Source organism: Streptomyces sp. NPDC088116, assembly GCF_044741745.1.
Classification (GTDB): domain Bacteria; phylum Actinomycetota; class Actinomycetes; order Streptomycetales; family Streptomycetaceae; genus Streptomyces.
In genome coordinates this window covers 144,866-165,575 of the sequence record NZ_JBIUTF010000008.1, presented here as the reverse complement: position 1 = coordinate 165,575, position 20,710 = coordinate 144,866, and the positions used below count along the sequence as shown (strand labels likewise).

The following is a 20,710-nucleotide window of genomic DNA, read 5'->3' as shown; positions in this document are numbered from 1 at the left end:
GGGCCGCTCCCGTCCACGTACGGACGTCGACCTCACGTGACGGTACGGCCGAGGTAGCCGGCCAGACGGTCGAGAGCGGGCGCGTCCTGAGGGGCCGGACGGGACGGAGCGAAGGAGCCGCCCGCGGTTCGGGGCAGGGCGCCGTATATCTCCCGTACCACCGGGAGAGCCGACTCGGCGAGGTCGGCGACGAGGTCGCGCGGGTGCCCGATCGCCTTGGCCAGGTCCCAGCAGTGGACCAGCATTTCGATGATCAACTGCTCGACGAGCCGTCGACCCGGTGCGGGTCCGTACCGCTGGTCGAGCATGCCGGGGCGACGGAAAGCGGCGAGTGTGCCCTGCGCGGCGGAGCGGAACGCCTCGATGTGGTCCTCGCCCAGGTGATCGGCGGTGGCGTCGAGGCGAGGTACGCCGTTGGCCAGGCCGGACCACACCAGGTTCTCCCAGACCAGGTGGTTGAGCAGGGTGCGAACGTCCCAGCCGGCACATGGTGTCGGCCGGTCGAACAGGTCCGGATCCACGGTGGAGACAACGCCGCCCACGGCGTTCAGGGTTCGCTCGCAGGCGTCGAGCACACCCGCGGGTTCCCAGGCTTCGGTCCCGGCGTCGTACAGGTCACCCAACTCCGCCGCGCGTGCCCCGGGTTCGGGGTTGGCGCGCAGCGCTGTCTTCAGCCAGTCCCCGGCCACTCCCATGTTCGGTCGCACGGGTTGGCCATTGATGACGCAGAGCAGCTGCCAGTACCGTTCGACTCCCGTGTCGGAGGCGACTTCAAGTTGTTCCAGCAGCAGACGTCTGGCCGAGGCGCTGTCGGTGCGCACCTTGTCACGGGTCTGTGCCTGGGTGGGGATCCAGGCCGCGACGATGGCCTCGACGACCAGGTCGGCCGCTGGTGAGTCCGGGGCGATCCCCTCCCGTATCGCCGTGTCCACTCGCTGTGTCCAGTCGTCGGTGACCTGCCGCGCGGCCCGGAGGGTCTCCTCGTCGTGTTCGCCCGGGGCGTGCTCGGCGGCGTACCGCGCCATGCGTCGTACGCCGGAGTGCAGAGCGGGATCGGTCACCAGGTCGCTCAGTTCGAGCCACGCGTCGACCTGCTCGTCCGTGGGGTTGTCGGGAAGCTCCGGGGTGGCGGCCAGCAGTCCTCGGCGGTAGCTCGGCACATCAAGGTCTCCGATGGCCCGGGTCACGAAATCGTGGATGATCGTGCGGCGTTCAGCGGTGGACAGCCGGGCCGTTCGGTTCATGAAGGCGAGTCCTTCGGCGGTGGGTTCGTGGCGGATGACGGCGCGCAGTACCGCCTGCTGAGAGCGCAGTGTGCGGATCTGTGCCTCCAACGCGTCGAGGTGGGCCGCGGCCACCTCCGCCAAGGTCCGCTCGCGGTCGAGTACGTCACGGATCACCGGCAGGCCAAGACCGAGGTCCCGCAGTGTCCTTGCCAGCTCCAGCCGGGCCACGGCCTCGCTGTCGAAGGCGCGGTATCCGGCAGCCGTCCGTGCGGTCGGCGGTACGAGCCCCATGTCGGACCAGTGCCGGATGAGCTTCACCGACAGTCCGGTCTTCCCGGCAACCTCTCCGATGCTCCAAGGTCCCCTGTCCTCAACGTGCATGAGCCCACTCTCGGGTCTCCTACGGTGGGAGAGTCAACTGGCCGGGTATTCCCCAGTACTTGCGGCCAACGGAACGGCAGGACAGACCCGGCCGGCCTGGCGTGTCGCTGCATGAGCGGTTGACATTGGCGTGGTGATAGCGTTTCCGACGTTCGTGTCTGATCCGGATTGAGGAAGTGGGGAGGTGAGGTTGATGACCGCGCTCAAGGCCACCGCCATGTGCTCTGCCCGGACCACCCTCACGTCCCGGGCTGTGGCCTGACCTCATCCCTACCTCACTGGATTCGCCCTCGCCGGGAGCGTGAGCTCGCGGGGCACCTCTCATACGAACCAACCATGAAACGGATCTCCGTCCCGTCATGAGCATCAACTGGATCACGCGTGCTGAGACCAGCACCGACATCCCCACCATTCGCGAGATCAGCCTCGCCGCGTTTGACACTCCGTTGGAGGCCGATCTCGTCGACGCGCTGCGCGCCGACTCCTCGTGGATCGACGGACTGTCGATCGTCGCCACCGACCAGGACGGTAAGGTCATCGGCCACGCGCTGCTGACCCGCTGCCATATCGACGACCGTCCGGCCCTGTGTCTGGGCCCCGTCGCCGTCTGGCCCCAGTACCAGAGGACTGGCGTCGGCTCCGCGGCGATCCGTACCTCGTTGCAGGCCGCCAAGGATCTTGGCGAGCACTTCGTCACTGTCCTCGGACACCCGACGTACTACCCGCGGTTCGGCTTCACTCGCGCTTCCGACCACGGCATCGGACTCGGTATCGACGTCCCGGACGAGGCCATGATGGCCCTCGCCCTCGACGCCGACCACCCGCTGCCCAGCGGAACTGTCCACTACGCCGCGCCGTTCGGTATCTAGGACCTGCGACCTGCATGAGGCCCTGTCGGTCGTAGACCATGGCTGTCTCGCCCAGTTCGCCGGTCCTAGGACCGACCGGCCTAAGTGATCACGGAGACAATGGCAACGGTGCTCGCCGCGCTGTTCGCCGCGGCGGTCCGAGCCACCGCGGTGTTCACGGCCGTGGCTCCCCAACTGCCGCGCTCCAGCTCCTTCGCGCGCTCGCTGACCTCGGTCGACCACTTCGGGGCCGGGTGGAACGTCGGTAGCGTCCCGCTCGCGGAGAGCACCGCGATCACCGCCGCTGTGCGAGCGTCGGGGCTCTCGCCGCGCTCCAGTACGGCGCACACCTTCCGCCGGAGTTCGCTCTCGTGCCGCATATCGTCGGTCGGCAGCCTGGTCGTGCGGAACAGGCCCAGCATCCGCTTGCTCTCGCGACGAATGAAGCCGCGCTCGACAAGCCGGTCGATCACCGGTTTCCTGAGGCCGCCTCCGATCTGGAGGAGGAGCGTCTGGACGTCACGGGGCCGCTCGGCGATCTTCTCGTAGGCGGACTGAAGCAGGGGGTCCGGGAGTGGACCATCCCCTACCGCAAGGACTTCGGGACCGTTCAGCCCCGCACGGCCCTTGTCGGTCTCGATCCTGCCGAGGAGCGCGAGTTCGACGAGGACAGCGCCGCCGAGGGTGTAGTGAAGGGTGCCCGCTCCGGCCGGGACCCCCGTCTCGTCGTCGAGCAGCATCAGCATCACGTCGTCGACGATCAGCGTTTCGCTCCGCATGTTCTCCCTTTCGTCTCCGGCCTTCTTCTCCCGTGGCCACTTCATCTCCGGTGGCCACTTCTCCACGCTCTCCTGGAGCAGGCCCCCTTGGCAGTGCGGTCTGTCATGGGTCCCCATGACAGACGTCATGCCGACCCATGACAGACCGCACTGCCATCCGCCTCGTATCGCCGGGAGTGTGGAGTGCATGAACACAGTCATCGAAACCGTCGGACTGAGGCGGAGCTACCGGGGGTTCGACGCCGTACGCGGCATCGACTTCACGGTCGCCCGCGGAGAACTGTTCGCCCTGCTGGGAACGAACGGAGCCGGCAAGACCTCGACACTCGAAATCCTGGAGGGCCAGGTCACTCCGAGCGGCGGGAGCGTCCGGGTGCTGGGCCGGGACCCGTTCCGCGACCGCGCGGCGGTCCGGCCCCGCATCGGAGTGATGCTCCAGGAGGGCGGCTTTCCGCCGGAGTTGACGGTCCTGGAGACCGTACGGATGTGGGCGGGCTGCACCAGCGGAGCCCGCCCCGCCGACGAGGCCCTGGAACTGACCAACCTGCGCGACCGGAGCACGGTGCGGGTCAAGCAGCTCTCCGGCGGTGAACGACGCCGCCTCGATCTCGCACTCGCCCTGCTGGGATGCCCCGAGGTGCTGTTCCTCGACGAGCCGACGACCGGCCTCGACGCGCAGTCCCGCCGCGACACCTGGGAGTTGATCCGCGAGCTGAAGGCCCAGGGCACGACCGTGCTGCTCACCACCCACTACCTGGAGGAGGCGGAGCAACTCGCCGACCGGCTGGCGATCATGCACCAGGGGCTGATCGCCACCACCGGGCGGGTGGCCGACGTGGTGGCCGAACGGCCCTCCCGGATCAGCTTCGAGCTGCCCCAGGACCTCTTCCTGGGTGAACTGCCGCCTCTCGCGCAGATGGGCGTGACCCGGCACGAGACCGCGGGCCGGACCGTCCGTCTGGAGACCCGCGACCTGCAGCACACCGCCACCGCACTGCTCACCTGGGCACAGCAGACCGGGGTGGCGCTGCGCGCCCTGGACGCGCGGTCGGCATCGCTGGAAGAGGCGTTCATGGAGATCGCCAAGAACCTGGAGACGGAAGAGACACGATGACGACGACCACCCCTGCCCGACCGATGGCCACCGGCGCGCCCGTACGGTCCGGATCCGCATCCCGCATGGCCGCCCTCGGCCGCGCGGAGCTGACGCTGCTGCTGCGCAGCAGAGCATCCCTGTTCACGGCGCTCGTACTGCCCGCCACCATGGCCTTCTCGATGCGTGGCATGGTCGAGGACCTTGATCTGGGAGGCACCGGACTGTCGATCGCGACCGTCCTCGTGCCCGGCACCTTGGCCATGGCCCTGATCTTCTCCGTCTACACGAACCTGGTCGGCGTGTACGTCACCCGTCGCGAGAGCCTGGTGCTCAAGCGGCTGCGCACGGGCGAGGTGCGCGACTGGGAGATCCTCGCCGGCGGCGCGCTGCCGGCGCTGGTGCTGGCGTCGGTGCAGTGCGTACTGCTGGCCGTCGGTCTGACAGCGGTCCTGGACGCACCCGCACCGGCAGCCCCGCACCTGGTGGTCCTCGGTCTGCTGATCGGTATGGTGCTGCTCGTGGCCGGAGCCGCGCTGACGGCCGCCATCACCCGGACGGCGGAGAGCGCGCAGTTGACGTTCCTGCCGTTCATGCTGGTGAGCCTGGCCGGATCCGGCCTCTTCCTGCCGCGTAAGGTGCTGCCGGGCATGGCGGCCGACATCAGCGCCTGGCTGCCGTTCTCGCCCGTCATGGATCTCCTCCAGGGCGGCTGGACCGGCGACCTCGGCGGCCTGGACCAGGGCCGACTGATACTCGCCGCTCTGGCCTGGACAGGTGTGGCGGCCCTCGGGGTGCGGCAGTGGTTCCGCTGGGGCCCGCGCCATTGAGTTCGGCCGCCCGGGGCGAGAGAGCTGAGGACCATGAGCGTGAACGACTGGGTGGAACGGCTCGGTGGCCCGGACGGCCCCGGCCGGTACCGCCGGTACGCGCTCGTCAACACGGCCTACTTCGCGCTCATCGAGGCCGGCCTGTGGGCGCTGTGGGTGGCGCAGACGGATGCCGAAGCGCCCGCGCTGGCCTCCGTCGCCGTCCTGGGCGCGGCACACGCCGCCATCCAGGTACCGCTCTCCCGTGCCGCCCTGCGCCACTATCTCGGCTCCGGTCCCCGGCCCGGCCGGCTGGTCGCGCTGTACACGACCGTGACGGTGGCCATGGCCGCCCTGGGGTGTGCGCTGCTGGCCACCGGCCGCATCGACGAGGGGGACCTGGCGCCCTGCCTGTTCTGGCTGTTGATGCTCTACGCAGGCCCTTCCGCACTGGCAATGCCGCGCCGCGCGGGCGCGGTGCTGGTCGCGGTGGTCTCGGTGTCCGCCGTGGGAGGCAGTGTGGCCGCGGGGCTCTCCGGGACACAGTTGGGCCTCGTGATCGGCGGCGCCGTGTTCATGGCGCCGGTCATGGCAGTGGCGTTCCGGGCCACCGGCTGGGGCGTTCGGCTGGTCGAGGAACTGGCCGCGGCACGGCAGACGCAGGCGCGGCTCGCCGTGGCGGAGGAGCGGCTGCGCTTCGGCCGTGACCTGCACGACGTACTGGGCCGCAATCTCGCGGTCGTGGCGCTCAAGAGCGAACTGGCGGCACAACTGGCACGGCGCGGCAGGCCCGAGGCGGTGGATCAGATCCTGGAGGTGCAGGTCATCGCCCAGGAGTCGCAGCGGGAGATCCGGTCAGTGGTACGCGGGTACCGCACCGCCGACCTGCACACCGAACTCGCCGGAGCGCGCTCCGTCCTGGAGGCCGCGGGCATCGCCTGCCACATCGAATACGGGCCGGCCGCCCGGCTGCCCGACAAGGTGCAGGTGGCCCTCGGCTGGGTGGTCCGCGAGGCGACGACGAATGTGCTCCGCCACGCACAGGACGCCTCCTCCTGCACCCTCTCGCTGCGCACCGCGGGTCCGGCCGCGGCCCTGCTGGTGATGCGCAACGACGGCGCCTCCGATGTGCCGTCCGGCGCGGGCACGGGGCCCGGCGCGGGCACGGGCCTCACCGGGCTGAAGGAACGCCTGACCGCACTGAGCGGCACGCTGACCACCGAGCGCCACTCCGGCGGGATATTCCGCCTCACCGCACACATCCCGTGGGAGCCATCGGCGTTCACGGGCGATGCGGGCGGCGACGTGCGTCCTCCAGGGTGAGGAGGGAGGCGGGTGCGCCCCCTCTCGCATACTCGCGCCCGCATACTTATTGCATAAAGCTGCGGCGGAACGTATAGTCATGCCATCACCGAGGAGGGTTTTTCGATGGCTGTACGTGCGGCAGTGGCAGGTGCGAGTGGATACGCGGGCGGTGAAGTGCTGCGTCTGCTCCTCGCCCACCCCGAGGTCGAGATCGGAGCCCTCACCGGCAACTCCAACGCCGGTCAGCGCCTCGGCGGCCTTCAGCCGCACCTGCTGCCACTGGCCGGCCGGGTGCTGGAGGCGACCACCGCCGAGGTGCTCGCCGGGCATGATGTCGTCTTTCTCGCGCTGCCGCACGGGCAGTCCGCCGCCGTCGCCGAGCAGCTCGGCGACGACACGCTCGTGGTCGACATGGGCGCCGACTTCCGGCTGAAGGACGCGTCCGACTGGGAGCGGTTCTATGGTTCCCCCCATGCCGGGACGTGGCCCTACGGCCTCCCCGAGCTGCCGGGGGCCCGCGCCGCGCTGGCGGGGTCCAAGCGCATCGCGGTGCCCGGCTGCTATCCCACCGCCGTCTCGCTCGCGCTCTTCCCGGCGTACGCGGCGGGGCTGGCCGAGCCCGAGGCCGTGATCACCGCCGCGTCCGGCAGCTCCGGGGCCGGCAAGACGGTCAAGCCGCATCTGCTCGGCTCCGAGGTCATGGGGTCCATGTCGCCGTACGGAGTCGGCGGCGGCCACCGGCACACCCCCGAGATGATCCAGAACCTCAGCGAGGCCGCGGGCGAACGGGTCACCGTCTCCTTCACGCCCACCCTCGCCCCCATGCCGCGCGGCATCCTCGCCACCTGCTCCGCCAAGGCGAAGCCCGGCACCACGGCCCAGGACGTACGGGACGCGTACGAGAAGGCGTTCGCCGACGAGCCCTTCGTCCACCTCCTCCCCGAGGGGCAGTGGCCCACCACCGCGTCGGTCTACGGCTCGAACGCCGCGCTCGTCCAGGTCGCGTACGACGAGTCCGCCGGCCGTGTCATCGCGATCAGCGCCATCGACAACCTCACCAAGGGCACCGCGGGCGGCGCGGTGCAGAGCATGAACATCGCCCTCGGGCTCCCCGAGGACATCGGACTCTCCACGACCGGAATCGCACCGTGAGCGACGCACACGCGCCCGCCGCGTCGCGGACGACGACGACATCCGCACCACCGCGCCCAGGCCCTGTCCGGCCGGGCGACAGTGACATCAGCTGCTACCGCAGCGGGGCAGACAAGGAGATGCAGTGAGCGTCACGGCAGCCAAGGGGTTCACGGCGGCGGGCATCGCCGCCGGAATCAAGGAGAACGGCAACCCGGACCTGGCCCTCGTGGTCAACAACGGGCCGCGCCGCGCCGCCGCGGGTGTCTTCACCTCCAACCGTGTCAAGGCGGCCCCCGTCCTCTGGTCCGAGCAGGTCCTCAAGGGCGGCTCGGTCACCGCGGTCGTCCTCAACTCCGGTGGCGCCAACGCCTGTACGGGACCGAAGGGCTTCCAGGACACCCACGCCACCGCCGAGAAGGCCGCCGAGGTCCTCGACGAGCTGAGCGGCGGCGCGCCGGCCGGCGGACACAGCGCCGGCGAGATCGCCGTCGCCTCGACCGGGCTGATCGGGCTGCTGCTCCCGATGGACCGGCTGCTGCCCGGGATCGAGAAGGCCGCGGCCGGACTCTCCGAGCACGGCGGCGAGAAGGCCGCCATCGCCATCAAGACCACCGACACCATCCACAAGACCGCCGTCGCGGGCGGCGAGAGCGCCGACGGACGGCCGTGGACCGTCGGGGGCATGGCCAAGGGCGCGGGCATGCTCGCACCCGGCCTCGCCACCATGCTCGTCGTCCTCACCACCGACGCCGATATCGAGGCGCCGACGCTGGACACCGCGCTGCGCGCCGCCACCCGGACCACCTTCGACCGTGTCGACTCCGACGGCTGCATGTCGACCAACGACACCGTGCTGCTGCTCGCCTCCGGCGCGTCCGGGGTGACGCCCGGGTACGAGGAGTTCGCCGAGGCCGTCCGCACGGTCTGCGCCGATCTGGCACGTCAGCTCATCGGGGACGCCGAGGGCGCCTCCAAGGACGTCCGGATCGAAGTGATCAACGCCGCGACCGAGGACGACGCCGTCGAGGTGGGCCGCTCCATCGCCCGTAACAACCTCCTCAAGTGCGCCATCCACGGAGAGGACCCCAACTGGGGCAGGGTCCTCTCCGCCATCGGTACGACGAGCGCCGCGTTCGATCCGGACCGGCTCAACGTCGCCATCAACGACGTCTGGGTCTGCCGGAACGGATCGGTCGGCGAGGACCGCGACCTGGTCGACATGCGGTACCGCGAGGTGCGGATCACCGCCGACCTGTCGGCCGGAACGGACTCCGCGGTCATCTGGGCCAACGACCTCACCGCCGAGTACGTCCACGAGAACAGCGCGTACAGCTCATGAGCGCCCGCAAGCACACCGCGCTGCCCAAAGCCCGCATCCTCATCGAGGCGCTGCCCTGGCTGACCCGCCACAATGGGAAGATCGTCGTCATCAAGTTCGGCGGCAACGCCATGGTCGACGAGGACCTCAAGGCCGCCTTCGCCCAGGACGTCGTCTTCCTGCGGCAGGCCGGCCTCCGGCCGGTCGTCGTGCACGGCGGCGGTCCGCAGATCAACGCCCAGCTCGACCGGCACGGCCTGGTCAGCGAGTTCAAGGCCGGTCTGCGGGTCACCACCCCCGAGGCGATGGACGTCGTACGGATGGTGCTGGCCGGGCAGGTCCAGCGCGAGCTGGTCGGGCTCCTCAACCAGCACGGCCCGCTCGCCGTCGGACTGACCGGCGAGGACGCCCACACCATCACCGCGACCCGGCACCGCCCGCGCATCGACGGGGAGTTGGTCGACATCGGCCGCGTCGGCGAGATCACCAGGATCGACACGGGCGCCATCGAGGCGCTCCTGGCGGACGGCCGTATCCCGGTCGTCTCCTCCATCGCGCGCAGCGCCGACGACGGGCATGTCTACAACGTCAACGCGGACACCGCCGCCGCCGCGCTCGCCGCCGCGCTGGGCGCCGAGACGCTGATGGTCCTCACCGACGTGGAGGGCCTGTACGAGGACTGGCCCAACAGCGACGACGTGATCAGCCGGCTCACCGCCACGCAGCTGGAGAAGCTGCTGCCCGAGCTGTCCAGCGGCATGGTGCCGAAGATGGAGGGCTGCCTGTTCGCCGTACGGGGCGGAGTCACCACCGCTCGCGTGATCGACGGCCGGGTCCCGCACTCGATCCTGCTGGAGATCTTCACCGACGAGGGCATCGGCACGATGGTCGTGCCGGACGGACAGACCGAGGAAAAGGAAGCAGGCGGAGCGCGGTGACCGGCAACGAGGAGCTCGTCCAGCGCTGGCAAGGCGTCATGACCGACAACTACGGCACGCCGAAGCTGTCCCTCGTACGCGGCGAGGGCGCCCGTATCTGGGACGCCGACGGCACCTCGTACACCGACTTCGTCGGTGGTATCGCGGTCAACGCCCTCGGCCACGCGCATCCCGCCGTCGTCGAGGCCGTCTCCCGCCAGATCGCCTCTCTCGGCCATGTCTCCAACCTCTTCGTCGCCGAGCCGCCCCTGGCCCTGGCCGAGCGGCTGATCCAGCTCTCGGGCCGACCGGGCAGGGTGTTCTTCTGCAACTCCGGCGCCGAGGCGAACGAAGCCGCCTTCAAGATCGGCCGGCTGACGGGCCGTTCGCACATGGTCGCCACCGAAGGCGGCTTCCACGGCCGCACCATGGGCGCGCTCGCCCTGACCGGCCAGCCCGCGAAGCAGGAGCCGTTCCGGCCGTTGCCCGGGGATGTCACGCATGTCCCCTACGGAGACGCCGAGGCGCTGCGGGCCGCGGTCACCGAGGAGACGGCGTTCGTGATCATCGAGCCGATCCAGGGTGAGAACGGCGTGGTCGTCCCGCCCAGGGGCTATCTGGAAGCGGCCCGGGAGATCACCCGCGCCACCGGCACCCTGCTCGTCCTGGACGAGGTGCAGACGGGCATAGGCCGGACGGGGAACTGGTTCGAGTACCAGGCCCACCAAGGCGTCGAGCCCGACCTCGTCACCCTCGCCAAGGGCCTCGGCGGAGGGCTGCCGCTCGGCGCGGCCGTCGCGTTCGGCGAGGCCGCCGATCTGCTGCTGCCCGGTCAGCACGGTACGACGTTCGGCGGCAATCCCGTCGCCTGCGCGGCCGGGCTCGCCGTACTCGACACGCTCGCCGCCGGCGGACACCTCGACGAGGTCAAGCGGCTCGGCGAGAAACTGCGCGACGGCATCGAGGGTCTCGGCCATCCGCTGGTCTCACATGTCCGTGGCTCGGGCCTGCTCCTGGGTATCGTGCTCACCGAGCCCCTTGCGCCCCAGGTGCAACAGGCGGCTCAGGGTGCCGGTTTCCTGGTGAATGTACCCGCCTCCGATGTCGTACGGCTCATGCCGCCGCTGATCATCGGCGACGACGAGGTGGACGCGCTCATCGAGGCGTTCCCCGGCATCCTCGACCACGCGCACGAGGACGGGCGATCCTGAGAGATGAGACGACGATGACCGAGGCCCAGGGACAGGAATCCGAGCAGGGCGGACCGTCGGTGCCGCAGACCAGAACGGCGCGCCACCGCAGGATCGTCGACATCCTCAACCGGCAGCCGGTGCGCTCCCAGAGCCAGTTGGCGAAGCTGCTCGCGTACACCGGGCTGAGCGTCACGCAGGCGACGCTCTCCCGGGACCTGGACGAACTGGGCGCGGTGAAGATCCGTAACACCGGCGGCGAGTTGATCTACGCGGTCCCCAGCGAGGGCGGCTTCCGCACCCCGCACGCCCCGCTCGGCGAGTCGGCGAAGGAGGAGCGGATGCGCAGGCTGGCCGGCGAACTGCTGATCTCCGCCGAGGCGTCGGCCAATCTCGTCGTCCTGCGCACGCCCCCGGGCGCGGCCCAGTTCCTCGCCTCGTCGATCGACCAGGCGGAACTGAGCGATGTCCTCGGCACCATCGCGGGTGACGACACCCTGATGCTGATCAGCCGCGATCCGGCGGGCGGCCAGTCCCTCGCGGACCACTTGCTGAAACTGGCTCAGAACGACCGCTGAGGTGTGTGGTCCGGGTCCTCGATCGCGCTCGCTGTTCGAGGACCCCGCACCAGAAGTCCCGGCGAAGGCCCCGTGTCAGGCGTTCAGCTTCGCCGTGTAGCGGTGGAAGCCACTGGTCTTCCAGGTGCCTCCGTCCGTGGTGACGGCGAAGCCCTCGGCGCCCGGCAGCGCCTCCAGCCAGTCCCGCGCCCGCTCACCCATGGCGTACGCGGCGGTCGCCCTCGCATCCGCCATGGTCAGACCCTCCCGGCAGACGACCGTGAGCGAGGCGAGAGCGTCGACCGGGGCCTCGCCCGTATGCGGGTCGAGGACATGACAGCCGCGCTCGGCCGGGCCCGAGGTGGCCACTCCCAGGCCCTCCTGTGTCTCGATCACCATGGCCAGTTCGCCCGGGTGCAGTGGATCGGCGATGCCCACCCGCCAGGGACCGCCGAGCAGTTGGACGTCGCCGCCGCCGTTGAGACACACCGAGGCGGCACCGGACGAGGCGATCATCCGTACCGCCCGTTCCACCGCCCAGCCCTTCACCAGCCCCGTCGGATCGAGGCCGCCGCCGTAGCCGGTGGTGAACCAGCCGTCGCTCTCCCGCTCCGCCCGCGTGCACAACTCCAGCACCTCGGGGACCTCCGTCACACAGTCGGACAGGGCCAGTTCGCCTCGGCCCAGCCGCATGATCTGGCTGTCGGGACGGAACGGCGAGAAGACCTCGTCCACGCGGTGCAGGGAGGCCACGGCCGCCCGGAGCCCGGCACGGACCCTGGCCTCGTCCTGGGCGCCGCGGATGTCGAACGAGAAGACCGTGCCCATGGACTCCTCGACATGACGCAACCGGCCCGCGTCCCCCGAGACCACATCACCCGACGCCGCGTCCCCCGGCATCAGAGACCCGCCTTGTCGAGCGCGCTCTGGAGGGATTCTTGGTATCCCTTGCTGGTGTAGCTGGCTCCGGATATGGCGTCGACTTGGGCGCTTTGTGTGGTGAGGGTGGCTTGGTTGAGTTGGGGTACGGCGTCGGCGGTGATGGATTGGCTGCGTGCGTCGGAGTTGGGTGCTTGGACGGCTTCGGCCTTGGTGATCTTGCCGTTGTCGAGGGTGAGTTGGACCTGGACGGGGCCGTACTGGGTGTTCACGGCATCCCCGAGTACGGTCTGACCGCCCCCGGATCCGGCACCGGCCCCGGCCTCCTGGCCCGCGCCGGCCTCGGCTCCTGAATCCGCGCCCGCCCCGGCCTCCGCCCCACCGCTCGCGGAACCGGAACCCGCCTTGTCGAGCGCGCTCTGGAGGGACTGTTGGTATCCCTTGCTGGTGTAGCTGGCTCCGGATATGGCGTCGACTTGGGCGCTTTGTGTGGTGAGGGTGGCTTGGTTGAGTTGGGGTACGGCGTCGGCGGTGATGGATTGGCTGCGTGCGTCGGAGTTGGGTGCTTGGACGGCTTCGGCCTTGGTGATCTTGCCGTTGTCGAGGGTGAGTTGGACCTGGACCGGGCCGTACTGGGTCTTCACCGCGTCCCCGAGCACGGTCTGCCCGCCGGCGGCGGCCCCCGCGGCGGCCCCCGCGGCGGCCCCCGCGGCGGCCCCCGCGGCGGCCCCCGCCCCGGCGCCCGCCTGGGAGGACACCCCGCCGACCGGTGACCCGCCCGGCTGCTTCAGTGCGAGCAGCAGCACAACCCCCGACGCCGTCGCGGCGGCACCGATCATGATCCGCCGGAGCGGGTGCTTCCTCTTCATGGACTGCCTCACATCTCGAAGGACTCATGATGGATACGGCGGGCCGGCACGCCCGCTTCACGCAGGGCTTCGTACGACTGACGAGCGAGCCCGGTGGGCCCGCAGACATAGACGTCGTGTTCGTCGATGTCCGGCAGCAGCTCCCGCAGCCGCTGCGGGGTGATCTCGGGCCGTACGCCGTCGGGCCCGTTGACCGCGTACAGCAACCGGGCCCCGCGCGCCGACGCGATCTGCCGCAACTCGCCCCAGAGCGCCAGGTCCTCGGTCTTGCTGGCCCGGTAGAGGAGGGTCAGATGGCCGGATTCGCCGGGCAGCGTCTCGAACAGGGCGCGCATCGGGGTGATACCGGCGCCACCCGCGATCATCAGCACCTTCTCCTTGCTGCGCCGGGCCGCCGTCATGGCTCCGTACGGCCCCTCCGCCCACACCCGGGTGCCCGGTTCGAGCCGGGACAGGGCCGCGCTGTGCTCGCCGTTCGCCTTGACGGTGATCCGCAGCAGATCGGGCCGGGGCGGAGCCGACAGGGAGTACGGATTGGAGCTCCAGCGCAGCCCGTCGGTCAGGAACCGCCAGCGGAAGAACTGGCCTGGCTGGGCGCCGAGCCGGTGCAGCCGTCGCCCGGTGATCAGTACGGAGACCACACCGGGCGCCTCGTACACGGTCTTCTCGACCCGCATCCGGTGGCGCTGGTTGAGCCGGATCGGGGCCAGCACGCGGTACCAGACCAGCAGGGCGCCGGCCGCGCCGTACAACACGTACCAGGCGGTACGGGCCGTCTGGTTCGCGACGAACTCGGCGCCGGTGGCGAGTTGGTGCCAGAAGGTCAGATAGACCGCGGCATAGGTGAGCAGATGGAGGTAGTACCAGGTCTCGTAACGCACCTTGCGGCGCACCGCCCCCGCCGAGACGAAGCCGATCACCAGGAAGAGCGCGGTTCCGGCGGTCGCCTCGATCATCCGGGGGAACTCGGTGACCACGCTGACGGTCTGTTCCACGAACCCGGTCCCGGACTGCACCGCGTATCCCCAGACGGTCAGTCCGACATGCGCGATCACCAGGCTGATCGCGTACCGGCCGCTCATCGCGTGCCAGCGCGCCACCCGGTCGGAGCCCACCCGCCGCTCCAGCGCGGGAACGCGCGCCATCAGCAGCACCACGATCGCGATCAGGTAGCCGCCGAGCAGCCCGGTGAGCCGGCCCGCCCCGGTCAGCCACTCGGCCATGTCCATCCGTACGACCAGGGTGTTCTGCCACCACAGGGCCATGACGGCCGCCGCGCCCGCCCAGCACAGCACCAACAGCGGCAGCGCGCCCGACCGCTGCGGGCGGATCGCGCGCATGGTCTGTCTTCTGGCGGCCCGACCGTTGTGCAACATCGCCACGGCACTGCTCCTCAACTCTCCTGGTGTCCGCCGATACGGATTTGAGCGACGGCGGGTTCAACCAGGAGAGGACGGGGAGCCGTGAATTCAGTTTTTGGCTGTTCCTCCGAGTGCGGCACGGGCGTTGTCGGCGGTGACCGCCGTGATGGCGGTCGGTCCGGTGGATGTGCCGATCGCGAGGTGCGGGCTCCGGTCCGAGTCGGCCCAGGCGAGGATGCGCAACATCGCGTCGGCGGGGACCGACACGCAACCGGCGGTGGCACCACGCCCGTTGACATGGAGGAAGATCCCGGCGCCCCGGCCGCGCACGGGACGGTCGTAGTTGAAGTCGGTGATCAGACCGTGGTCGTACTGCCCGGTGTACGTGATCATGTGCTCGGCCTCGGCGGCCCGACAGCTGCCGGGCAGGGGCTCGACCCAGCGGTTGTAGTGCGGGGAGTCGTTGTCCTGGCACCACCAGGACCGGTCGGTGACCCGGCGGTAGGGGAATCTCGTACCGTCGGGCGCGTCCTTGATACCGAAGGCGTACGGGAAGCCGTACAGCCCGACCGGAGTGGTGGAGGTGCCCTGGCGCCGCTCCGTCCCCTCCACGAGCCCGCCCGAGCCGAACCGGGCTTCGGCCGATCCCGCCCGGTGCCAGCGGTCCTGCCGCAGCTCCCACCAGGTGAGGGTGCCGGTGGTGGAAGACGTGCGTGGGGCCTCGGCGGTGATCAGCTGGGTGCCGCCGCCGGTGTCGGCCATCCGTTCGGGGAGCGAGGCGCCGGCCGGCGTGGGGTCCGGGCAGGGGGCGGCCGCCAGGGTGAGCTGGGCGAGCAGGGCGGCGGCACAGGCGACGGCGAAGCGCTTACGGAAGATGCGGGGCGTCCGGTTCGAGGCCGTGAGGGGCTTGCCGGGCCGGAGAGGTCTGATGGGTCTGAGCGGCTTGAGAAATCCGAGGGACCTGCGAAATCGGAGAGACCCGCGGGGCTCGATGGGCCGGTGGGGCTCGGCAGGTCTGACGGGTCTGACCGGCTCGACGGGCTCGGTGGACTCGGCGGGCTCGACGGGTCTGATCGCTGTGACAGGGGAGTTCGCTGTGGCGCCTGCGGACATGGGGCAGCCCCTTCGTACGGTCGGTGTGATCTCAGACCGTACGTGCGGGCAGCGGCAGCGGCAGCGCGGGTAGGCCATCCAGGCTCACCCCGACGTGGTCCTTCTTCTCGCAGTACGCGGCGAACTCCTCGTCCGACTTCCGGCCGAAGTGCTCGGCGTGCTGGGTGCGTTCCGCCCGGTAGTCCATGAAGGGCACGGCGAATCCACACGCGTCGCTGACGCGCAGGGCGTGGATCACGATGATCGCGCGGGCGCTCGGCCCGTCGGTCTCCTGGAAGTGCCGGATGTACGTGGCCCAGCGCGGGTCGTCGCGGAAGACGGGCTCGCCCCGGCCGTGCACCCGCAGCACCTTGGGCGGTCCGGTGAAGGCGCACCACATCAGGGTGATGCGGCCGTTCTCCCGCAGATGCGCGATGGTCTCGGCGCCACTGCCGCCGAAGTCGAGATAGGCCAGCGTCAGCTCGTCGATCACCACCAGCGTTCCGGCCCGTCCCTTGGGCGAGACATTGACATGACCGTCGTCCGCGAGCGGGGCGGTGGCGGTGAAGAAGACGGGCTGCTCCTCGATGAAGGCGCGGATTCTTCCGTCGATGCGTTCGTAGAGTTTTCCCATATGGATGATTATCGTCCGGCGGCGGCGCCGAACAAGGGAATACGGGGCGGGGGAAGGGCGATGCCGACGCCCTTCCCCCGCCCCGTACCGGTCAGTTGTTCAGCGTGCAGGGAGCGAGCGCGTCCAGGCCGGCGGGCTTTTCGGCGGTGCGGCCGATGGCGGTGGCCATGCGGTTGATGGTGGCGACGCGCTTGTCGGCGAGGGGGCCGAGGATGGCGTTCTGTACGAAGTTGGCGCCGCCTTGGCCGACGGTGTCGATCAGGCGCTGGTTGGCCTCGGCGATCTGGGTGTCCAGGAGGGCGAGGTTCCGGTCGATCTCGGCCTGGGCCGAGGTGGGCACGACGGGCAGGCTGGAGGCGACGTCGGGGCAGTTCACCGTACCGACGCCACTCGCGTCCCCGGCTCCCGCTTCGCCCGCCCCGGCTCCCGCACCGGCGTCTCCGGCTCCCGCGTTCCCGGCGCCGGCGTCTCCCGCACCCGCGTTCCCGGCGCCGGCGTCTCCGGCACCAGCGTCGCCCGCGTCGGCGTCCCCGGCGCCGGCGTCCCCCGCACCAGCGTCTCCGGCACCAGCGTCGCCACCCGCCGCGTCGCCGCCTCCCGCGTTCAGCGTGCAGGTGGCGAGTGAGTCGAGTCCGGCGGGCTTTTCGGCGGTGCGGCCGATGGCGGTGGCCATGCGGTTGATGGTGGCGACGCGCTTGTCGGCGAGGGGGCCGAGGATGGCGTTCTGTACGAAGTTGGCGCCGCCTTGGCCGACGGTGTCGATCAGGCGCTGGTTGGCCTCGGCGATCTGGGTGTCCAGAAGCGCGAGGTTCCGGTCGATCTCGGCCTGCGCGGAGGCCGGGACCTCGGGGAGGCTGGGCGCGACGTCCGGGCAGTTCACCGTTCCGGGTGACGCCGCGGCCGCCGCGCCGCCCGCGCCCTGTCCGCTGTCGCCCTCCCCGGCCATGGCGTTACTGACGATCACGGCCCCGGACAACACGACCGCGGCCGCGCCGCCCGCGATGAGGACACGGCGCTTGTTGTACTTCGGAAGAGCCCTGGACATGCGGAAACCTCACTCGGATCAGGGTGGGGCAGGGGCCGCCCGGGTGCGCTGCCGGACGGCTCTCCCTGGGTGGTGAAACGCGGCGCCTGCGTTCGGTGGGGGATACGAGGCGCGGTCGTCCCACGTTCAATCAGGGCCGAGATTGACGAATCATACGGAGGGATGCATACTTATGCCCATCAGTGAATGCATCGTAAGGAGATACCCGTGACCGAGCGCGTCGTACTCGCCTACTCGGGCGGCCTGGACACCTCCGTCGCCATCGGCTGGATCGCCGAGGAGACGGGCGCCGAGGTCATCGCCGTTGCCGTGGACGTCGGCCAGGGCGGCGAGGACCTGGACGTCATCCGCAAGCGCGCGCTCGCCTGCGGTGCCGTCGAAGCCGAGGTCGCGGACGCCAAGGACGAGTTCGCCGAGGAGTACTGCCTCCCGGCGATCAAGGCCAACGCCCTTTACATGGACCGTTACCCCCTGGTCTCCGCCCTTTCCCGGCCGACGATCGTCAAGCACCTCGTCGCCGCCGCGAACAAGCACAACGCCGGGATCGTCGCCCACGGCTGCACCGGCAAGGGCAATGACCAGGTGCGGTTCGAGGCCGGCATCACCGCCCTCGGTCCCGACCTGAAATGCATCGCCCCGGTCCGTGACTACGCGATGACGCGGGACAAGGCGATCGCCTTCTGCGAGGAGAAGAACCTCCCGATCGCGACCACCAAGAAGTCCCCGTACTCCATCGACCAGAACGTCTTCGGACGCGCCGTCGAGACGGGCTTCCTGGAGGACATCTGGAACGGCCCGATCGAGGACGTGTACGAGTACACCTCGAACCCGGCCACGCCGCGTGAGGCCGACGAGGTCGTCATCTCCTTCAAGGAGGGCGTCCCGGTCGCCATCGACGGCAAGCCCGTCACCGTTCTCCAGGCCATCCAGCAGCTCAACGAGCGGGCCGGCGCCCAGGGCATCGGCCGGATCGACATGGTCGAGGACCGCCTCGTAGGCATCAAGTCCCGGGAGATCTACGAGGCTCCGGGCGCCATCGCGCTGATCACCGCGCACCAGGAGCTGGAGAATGTGACGGTCGAGCGCGAGCTGGCCCGCTACAAGCGGCAGGTCGAGCAGCGCTGGGGCGAGATCGTCTACGACGGCCTGTGGTTCTCGCCGCTCAAGCGTGCCCTGGACGGCTTCATCAACGAGGCCAACCAGCACGTCACCGGTGACATCCGGATGACACTGCACGGCGGCCGCGCCGTCGTCACCGGCCGTAAGTCGGACGAGTCGCTGTACGACTTCAACCTCGCCACCTACGACTCGGGCGACACCTTCGACCAGTCCAAGGCGCAGGGCTTCATCGAGATCTTCGGCCTCTCGTCGAAGATCGCCGCGCGGCGTGACCTCGCCTGATCCGAGTCGTTCGACAGTCCGCCTCCCCGATCCTCAGCGGCGGGGAGGCGGTCGTTCTTTCCCGACCCCCTCCAAGGAGCAGCAGTGAGCAGCAACAACGGTGACGTCCGGCTCTGGGGCGGCCGTTTCGCCGACGGCCCGTCGGACGCGCTGGCAGCCTTGTCTGCGTCGGTCCACTTCGACTGGCGGCTCGCGCCGTACGACATCGCGGGCTCCCGCGCCCACGCCCGTGCGCTCCACAAGGCCGGGCTGCTCACCGATGACGAGCTGACCCGCATGCTGGCCGGTCTCGACCAGCTCGAAGCCGATGTGGCCGACGGCTCGTTCACCGGCACCGTCGCCGACGAGGACGTCCACACCGCTCTGGAGCGTGGCCTGCTGGAGCGTCTCGGCGCCGACCTCGGCGGCAAGCTGCGCGCCGGACGGTCGCGTAACGACCAGGTCGCCACGCTCTTCCGGATGTACCTCCGCGACCATGCCCGGACCATCGGTGGTCTGATCGCCGACCTCCAGGACGCCCTGGTGGGCCTCGCCCAGAAGCACGCGGACGTCGCGATGCCGGGCCGCACGCACCTCCAGCACGCGCAGCCCGTCCTCTTCGCCCACCATGTGCTGGCCCATGTGCAGTCCCTGTCCCGGGACGCGGAGCGGCTGCGGCAGTGGGACAAGCGCACGGCGGTCTCCCCGTACGGCTCCGGCGCGCTGGCCGGATCCTCGCTCGGGCTCGACCCCGAGGGCGTCGCCATGGACCTCGGCTTCGAGCGCGGTTCCGCCGGGAATTCCATCGACGGCACGGCCTCGCGCGACTTCGTCGCCGAGTTCGCCTTCGTCACCGCGATGATCGGCGTCAACCTGTCGCGGATCGCCGAGGAGATCATCCTCTGGAACACGAAGGAGTTCTCCTTCGTCACCCTCCACGACGCGTTCTCCACCGGCTCGTCGATCATGCCGCAGAAGAAGAACCCGGACATCGCGGAGCTGGCGCGCGGCAAGTCGGGCCGGCTCATCGGCAATCTGACCGGGCTGCTGGCCACGCTGAAGGCGCTGCCGCTCGCGTACAACCGTGATCTCCAGGAGGACAAGGAGCCGGTCTTCGACTCCTGCGACCAGCTGGAGGTGCTGCTCCCGGCCTTCACCGGGATGATGGCGACGCTGACGGTCAACCGGCAGCGGATGGAGGAGCTCGCCCCGGCCGGTTTCTCGCTCGCCACGGACATCGCCGAGTGGCTGGTCCGGCAGGGTGTGCCGTTCCGGGTGGCGCACGAGGTCGCGGGGGAGTGCGTCAAGCAGTGCGAGGCGCTGGGCATCGAGCTGGACGAGCTGACGGACGAGCAATTCGCGAAGATCTCCGAACACCTCACTCCCGAGGTGCGGTCCGTGCTCAATGTGCCGGGCGCGCTGGCCTCCCGTAACGGCCGTGGTGGTACGGCTCCGTCCGCCGTGGCCGTTCAGCTCTCCGAGGTCAAGGCCGATCTGGTGATACAGCACGCCTGGGCCGACGCCAAGAAGTAGCTGTCGGAACCAGCCCTCGGAAGTAGCCGTCGGCGCGAGCCGGCGGTCGTACCTACAGCGCCGCCGCCCAGTCCGCGAGCGTGTCGAAGTCCGGCCGGGCCGACCCGGTGCCGGGATCGATCCGCGGCAACAGGGCGGCGGCGTCGTGCTGTTGGTCCACCCACTCGTGGTCTCACGACGTGATCTCGTCGTCTCGACCCAGGTGAACGGCCGCCCGGCCGCTGCCGCGTGCAGCCCTCCGGCGGCATTGGGCCGCAGAGGGCGGCGTACGGGTTCAGCGACCCGTCGACATCGATCAGCAGCAGCGGCTTCACCGGTCTCACGCGACTCGCATGCTTCCGGACGGGCTCATCGCGGGTT

At 70.1% G+C, this 20,710-nt stretch carries 19 protein-coding genes; 11 read left to right on the top strand and 8 right to left on the bottom strand.

Annotated elements, in window-relative coordinates; translation table 11 throughout:
* Positions 1-32: 32 nt before the first annotated feature.
* A complete protein-coding gene (locus tag ACIOJD_RS29645) occupies positions 33-1,607 on the bottom strand; it encodes a TIGR03086 family metal-binding protein (RefSeq protein ID WP_401919111.1) in 1,575 nt (524 codons plus the stop codon).
* 359 nt (positions 1,608-1,966) lie between these two features.
* Between ACIOJD_RS29645 and ACIOJD_RS29640 the strand changes: the two genes are divergently transcribed.
* Positions 1,967-2,476 carry a GNAT family N-acetyltransferase gene (locus tag ACIOJD_RS29640; RefSeq protein WP_401919110.1) on the top strand — a complete coding sequence of 170 codons (510 nt, stop codon included), beginning with the start codon at positions 1,967-1,969 and terminating at the stop codon, positions 2,474-2,476.
* 80 nt (positions 2,477-2,556) lie between these two features.
* Here the strand turns inward: ACIOJD_RS29640 and ACIOJD_RS29635 are convergent, their stop codons facing one another.
* Entirely contained in the window at positions 2,557-3,363 is an 807-nt protein-coding gene (locus ACIOJD_RS29635; protein ID WP_401919109.1) for a GPP34 family phosphoprotein, read from the bottom strand.
* 58 nt (positions 3,364-3,421) lie between these two features.
* On the opposite strand from ACIOJD_RS29635, the gene ACIOJD_RS29630 reads away from it, so the two are divergent.
* From ACIOJD_RS29630 to ACIOJD_RS29595, 8 genes are all read left to right on the top strand, one after another.
* Complete coding sequence (locus tag ACIOJD_RS29630) at positions 3,422-4,348, top strand: ABC transporter ATP-binding protein (RefSeq protein ID WP_401919108.1); 927 nt, start codon at positions 3,422-3,424, stop codon at positions 4,346-4,348.
* Positions 4,345-5,157 (top strand): ABC transporter permease, encoded by an 813-nt coding sequence (locus ACIOJD_RS29625; protein ID WP_401919107.1) that lies wholly within the window; start codon positions 4,345-4,347, stop codon positions 5,155-5,157. The genes ACIOJD_RS29630 and ACIOJD_RS29625 overlap by 4 nt, the downstream gene beginning before the upstream one ends.
* Positions 5,158-5,190: 33 nt before the next feature.
* Positions 5,191-6,459: a sensor histidine kinase gene (locus ACIOJD_RS29620; protein WP_401919106.1), complete on the top strand. Its 1,269-nt coding sequence runs from the start codon at positions 5,191-5,193 to the stop codon at positions 6,457-6,459.
* A 105-nt stretch (positions 6,460-6,564) separates the two neighbouring features.
* Positions 6,565-7,593, top strand: coding sequence for an N-acetyl-gamma-glutamyl-phosphate reductase (gene argC, locus ACIOJD_RS29615; RefSeq protein ID WP_401919105.1), 1,029 nt, complete (start codon positions 6,565-6,567; stop codon positions 7,591-7,593).
* 124 nt (positions 7,594-7,717) lie between these two features.
* The gene (gene argJ, locus ACIOJD_RS29610) at positions 7,718-8,914 is read left to right on the top strand and encodes a bifunctional glutamate N-acetyltransferase/amino-acid acetyltransferase ArgJ (protein WP_401919104.1); all 1,197 of its coding nucleotides are present in this window, start codon (positions 7,718-7,720) and stop codon (positions 8,912-8,914) included.
* Positions 8,911-9,831 (top strand): acetylglutamate kinase, encoded by a 921-nt coding sequence (gene argB, locus ACIOJD_RS29605; RefSeq protein ID WP_401919103.1) that lies wholly within the window; start codon positions 8,911-8,913, stop codon positions 9,829-9,831. The genes argJ and argB overlap by 4 nt, the downstream gene beginning before the upstream one ends.
* Positions 9,828-11,021 carry an acetylornithine transaminase gene (locus ACIOJD_RS29600; protein ID WP_401919102.1) on the top strand — a complete coding sequence of 398 codons (1,194 nt, stop codon included), beginning with the start codon at positions 9,828-9,830 and terminating at the stop codon, positions 11,019-11,021. The genes argB and ACIOJD_RS29600 overlap by 4 nt, the downstream gene beginning before the upstream one ends.
* A gap of 14 nt (positions 11,022-11,035) precedes the next feature.
* Complete coding sequence (locus tag ACIOJD_RS29595; RefSeq protein WP_401919101.1) at positions 11,036-11,578, top strand: arginine repressor; 543 nt, start codon at positions 11,036-11,038, stop codon at positions 11,576-11,578.
* 75 nt (positions 11,579-11,653) lie between these two features.
* Here the strand turns inward: ACIOJD_RS29595 and ACIOJD_RS29590 are convergent, their stop codons facing one another.
* From ACIOJD_RS29590 to ACIOJD_RS29565, 6 genes are all read right to left on the bottom strand, one after another.
* Positions 11,654-12,385, bottom strand: a complete 732-nt coding sequence (locus tag ACIOJD_RS29590) for an FAD:protein FMN transferase (protein ID WP_401919390.1) — start codon at positions 12,383-12,385, stop codon at positions 11,654-11,656.
* A 71-nt stretch (positions 12,386-12,456) separates the two neighbouring features.
* The gene (locus ACIOJD_RS29585) at positions 12,457-13,305 is read right to left on the bottom strand and encodes an FMN-binding protein (protein WP_401919100.1); all 849 of its coding nucleotides are present in this window, start codon (positions 13,303-13,305) and stop codon (positions 12,457-12,459) included.
* 8 nt (positions 13,306-13,313) lie between these two features.
* Positions 13,314-14,645: a ferric reductase-like transmembrane domain-containing protein gene (locus ACIOJD_RS29580; RefSeq protein ID WP_401919099.1), complete on the bottom strand. Its 1,332-nt coding sequence runs from the start codon at positions 14,643-14,645 to the stop codon at positions 13,314-13,316.
* A 129-nt stretch (positions 14,646-14,774) separates the two neighbouring features.
* Positions 14,775-15,542 carry a L,D-transpeptidase gene (locus ACIOJD_RS29575; RefSeq protein WP_401919389.1) on the bottom strand — a complete coding sequence of 256 codons (768 nt, stop codon included), beginning with the start codon at positions 15,540-15,542 and terminating at the stop codon, positions 14,775-14,777.
* Between the two features lie 268 nt (positions 15,543-15,810).
* Entirely contained in the window at positions 15,811-16,392 is a 582-nt protein-coding gene (locus tag ACIOJD_RS29570; RefSeq protein WP_401919098.1) for a pyridoxamine 5'-phosphate oxidase family protein, read from the bottom strand.
* A 91-nt stretch (positions 16,393-16,483) separates the two neighbouring features.
* A complete protein-coding gene (locus ACIOJD_RS29565) occupies positions 16,484-17,437 on the bottom strand; it encodes a hypothetical protein (RefSeq protein WP_401919097.1) in 954 nt (317 codons plus the stop codon).
* A 207-nt stretch (positions 17,438-17,644) separates the two neighbouring features.
* On the opposite strand from ACIOJD_RS29565, the gene ACIOJD_RS29560 reads away from it, so the two are divergent.
* Both ACIOJD_RS29560 and argH read left to right on the top strand, forming a co-directional pair.
* The gene (locus ACIOJD_RS29560; protein WP_401883329.1) at positions 17,645-18,838 is read left to right on the top strand and encodes an argininosuccinate synthase; all 1,194 of its coding nucleotides are present in this window, start codon (positions 17,645-17,647) and stop codon (positions 18,836-18,838) included.
* An 84-nt stretch (positions 18,839-18,922) separates the two neighbouring features.
* Positions 18,923-20,350 carry an argininosuccinate lyase gene (gene argH, locus ACIOJD_RS29555; RefSeq protein ID WP_401919095.1) on the top strand — a complete coding sequence of 476 codons (1,428 nt, stop codon included), beginning with the start codon at positions 18,923-18,925 and terminating at the stop codon, positions 20,348-20,350.
* Positions 20,351-20,710: the final 360 nt, after the last annotated feature.